We start from the raw sequence: 3,902 nt of genomic DNA, 5'->3' as shown, positions 1-3,902 counted from the left end.
TTGAAGCCGCCGAATCAGCTACACTTACTATCGCATCTTGATTAAATCCCCGTGTCCACTTTCCGGGGTTCGGGCCCAAGTCCGTTAGTATCCCTTTCAAAGAGGATATAGGCGGTAAGCTCAGTGGCCTCGAACCAGGTAACATCTTCAACAAAGTAGATGTGGGGATATAGAGCCTTGAGTTTTTGTGTAAGACTTCTTCTTTCTATGTCTGAGATGTGCCGCATCTCCACTCCTTTTTGCCGTTTCGTCAGTTTGTATGTCGTTTTCCCCAAAGATGCGGAGGGGAACGCGTGTTCTGTTAAAAGAGCATAGGTAGTATAAACGCCATTCCGATGCTCCACACTAGGTGCAGTGTGGTGGCGGAGATGAGGCTGTCGGCACGGCGGGCTTCTAGTGCGGCGATGCCGCCGATAAGGGTGGAGGCAACGAGCAGGAGGGGAATGCCCATTGCGGCGGTGACAGCGATGTAGAGGGCTAGTTGGGCCAGGATGGCGGGGGTGGGGGAGAGGGCGTCGGCAAGCTGGCGGCGGGCAACGTCGCGGAAGAAGAGCTCTTCGCCCACGCCGTTGATGACCAGCGTGGCTAGGGTAATGGGCACGCTGCCGTGGTGCATATTGTCCAGCAGGTCGCTCACCGGTCCGGCAAGCATTGGGATGTGGCGCACGATGAGCGCGCCGAGGATGAAAAGGGCAATCAGCGCTATGCCGATGGCGGCGCCGCGGGTGAGCTCGCGCGGTGCGTGGCCGGAAAAGCATCGGCGGTTGCCCCAGAGGAGCCAAGACCCAAGCCAGACGGCGGCGGTGAAAAACGTGGCCACGTAGAACTGTACCGAGCCGGCCTCCGCTTGGGCGGAGGCAAAGAGTCCTGTGGCGCCGAGTAGTGCGGGGATTATAAGGCGCCAGAGCATGCCCAAGTAGGCACTGTGTGCAGTGGGGTGCGGCATGCGGGGCCTTTCGCAAGTAAGGGGGTAGTAGGCCGGCGGTGCGGCGGGGTTTCACGTAGTCTCGGCAATACTAACGATTATGCGTCACGGGTGGCAGGAAGGAAAATGTAATGGCGTCGAATACCGAAGAAACCTCGCGTTTGGCACTAGTTACCGGGGCTACCGGTTATGTGGGAAGCAACCTCACCACGGAGTTGCTTAAGCGCGGTTGGCGGGTGCGCACTCTTTCACGCAGCAGAAAGAAAGCCTTGTCCATGCCGTGGGGCGACAAGATTGTAGCGGATGGTGAAAGCGCGGGCGCTGGCCAGGTGGAGGTCTTCGAGGGCGATGCCACCAGCAGCGAGGATTTGCATAAAGCACTCGCGCTTGCCGACGCCACCTTTTACCTCATCCACTCCATGTCCGAAACCGGCGACTTCCGCGCCGAGGAGCGTTCCATGGCCCAGCGCTTTGCCCGCGCGGCTGAGGATGAGGGCGTGGGTCGCATCGTCTTCCTTGGCGGCCTGCATCCTGACGGCGAGGAACTTTCTGAGCACTTGGGCTCCCGCGTCGAGGTAGGCCAGATCTTTTTAGACTCCGCCGTTCCCACCGCGGCCCTGCAGGCCGGCGTGGTCCTGGGCAAAGGCTCCATTTCCTTCCGGATGCTGCGCCACCTCTCCGAGCGCCTGCAGGGCGCCCTCGGACCTGGCTGGATCCGCCATAAGATCACCCCGATTTCCGTGCGCGATGTAGTCTTTTACCTCGCCGGCGCGGCCGAGCTTCCGCCCGAGGTCAATCGCACCTTCGATATTGGCGGGCCCGATACGCTCGAATATGCGGCTATGATGCAGGAATACGCCGAGACTGAAGGATTGCTACCGCGTATCGTTTTCTGCGCCCCGATTACCACTCCGGTGCTTGCCGCCAAGTGGATTTCACTGGTCACGCCCATCAAAGCCAACCTAGCTACTCCTCTCATCGGCAGCTTGCTGCACAATACCGTGGTCAAAGAGCGCGACCTCGAATCTCATATCGGTACCCCGCCTGGCGGCAACCAAACCTTCGCGGAAGCCGTTACGGCCGCCAATGAGGGCACCGACACTCGACGCTGGCAGAAGACGCTCGGTGCAGTCAGTGCCGCCGTTGCCGCCTGCGGTGTCATCGGCTCCGCCTTAGTTAAGACGGATAGCCCTAGCTACCGCAGGCTGTCCAAGCCCTCGTGGCAGCCACCTGCCGCTGTCTTCCCACTGGTGTGGACCGCACTCTATGCCGATATTGCCATGGTGAATTCCTTGGTCATCGCCGATTACCTCGAGGCTGATGATGCCCCAGCCGCCCGCTCCCACGCCGGCGCCCTCGGTCTCAACCTCGCGCTGAATGCCGGATGGTGTGGGGTATTCTTCCGCTCACATAAACGTAAGTTCGCGGCCGCTTGGGCCGGCGCTTTAGCTTTAAGCTCTGCAGATCTTGTCCGCCGCGCCTGGAAATCCGCGCCCGAACGTGGGGCAGTTCTATCTCCATATGCGGCATGGACTGGTTTTGCTACAGCACTAAGTGCGGAAATTGCCCGCCGTAATCGCTAAATACAAGAATGCAGTTATCACACAGTTAGGTAAGTTGCGGCGACGTATCCCGTAGAGGCCTTCGGCCGGCTTCTAAACGAGTCTTTCGACTAGGAAGTGTGCAGTAGGTAGTAAAGTGGGGTAGCCAAAGGGGGAGGACGTTTGTATACCCTGCTGCCTCCCGTCTTGAGAGCTAGAACTTTACGGTTTTATCTTTGAAGTCCGTAGGGGTCCGTACTGAAGAGCACTGTTTGTTTGGCTTCTCTTCAGGGTTAGCAATAGGTAAGGCAAGCGATAGCTTAGCGATAAACCCAGAAAATCCTCCAGGTGGGGCACTCCATTTTAGTTGGAGTGCCCCATACTGGCTTTAGAGAGGGGATTTACCCCTCATCAACTGGATACTTCTTTCTCATAGTCCAATCTACCCAGAACCAAATACAGAACAAGATTAGGGCTACCACTGTCCTAGGACCGGTGCCTAAATCTAGGACCAACCCGAAAAATAGTCCCAAAAGTATCGCTAATACAAGAAATATGATCCAGGTAAGTCTTGGGTGATATTTCTTAGGTTTTATCTTCTGCATTCATGTGCTCCAACTGGATGCGGACGATCTCCCATGTTAGGTGCAATCCTAATCTGATAGCAGGTGCTAGGCTCGTATTCAGGGACTGCCTTTACTACATTAACAAGATCAAGTGCGTTTACCCCACCAATCAAACAAACGGGGCCCAAAACCAGTTTGGCAGGAGTGGGGAGCTTCGAGACATTACAGGCAATAAGGAAGGAACCAGTAACTCCCACAGTAGTCATACTGTGGAGCGTCCTAAATTCGTGTCCCCAAGCATTTAGGTACACGCCTTTTCCATAAGAAATTCGCGGATCGGCGAGGACCTCTTCGTTAGGGTCAGAGCGTTCGATTTTTTGTACAATCTTGCCGTTATCGATTTCGTACCATGTTGGAACTTCTTCCCCCTCACGATCTACAGTCCACGGCTTTTCTAGGTAAGCGTCATACGTAATATTTCCTCCCCCCTTGGAGAGGTTTTTGGAACTCTACTTCCCCTGAAGGATTTACCTTCGCGTCTACCCCTTCGGGAAGCTGCAATTCCCACTCTGTTGAGGACTCTGCTTTGGGAATAATGGCGTATGCAGCAGCTCCATCATCTGTATCGCGATAGACGGTGCTGGAATCGGCAACCCAGTTATCCCCATTTTTGTTTGATTGGACAGCTTCGGTAGAGAGTGTCTGATGGTTTGTGTGTGGGTTCCCAACCTGCATGAGGAGATGGACCAGAATGACTACTGTGGCGAAACGAGATCCGGCCGATAAGGCCAAGATTGATGCGATTGAAAAGAAGCTGCTTGCTAACCCTGAAATCGCGAAACTCATTGATGACCTAGGCACGTCGACAAC

The 3,902-nt window shown here is 55.7% G+C and carries 2 protein-coding genes; one reads left to right on the top strand and one right to left on the bottom strand.

Features of this window, described 5'->3' with window-relative positions:
- Nucleotides 1-301: 301 nt before the first annotated feature.
- On the bottom strand, nt 302-946 hold the full coding sequence (locus QQS52_RS11405; protein ID WP_472773949.1) for a CPBP family intramembrane glutamic endopeptidase: 645 nt from the start codon (nt 944-946) through the stop codon (nt 302-304).
- Nucleotides 947-1,056: 110 nt separating this feature from the next.
- Here QQS52_RS11405 and QQS52_RS11400 point away from each other — a divergent pair, with 110 nt between their 5' ends.
- The gene (locus QQS52_RS11400) at nt 1,057-2,508 is read left to right on the top strand and encodes a tryptophan-rich sensory protein (protein ID WP_472773948.1); all 1,452 of its coding nucleotides are present in this window, start codon (nt 1,057-1,059) and stop codon (nt 2,506-2,508) included.
- Nucleotides 2,509-3,902: the final 1,394 nt, after the last annotated feature.

The organism is Corynebacterium sp. 1103A, assembly GCF_055700955.1.
The sequence above is the reverse complement of the archived record's forward strand: the minus strand, read 5'-3'. Positions and strand labels throughout refer to the sequence as shown.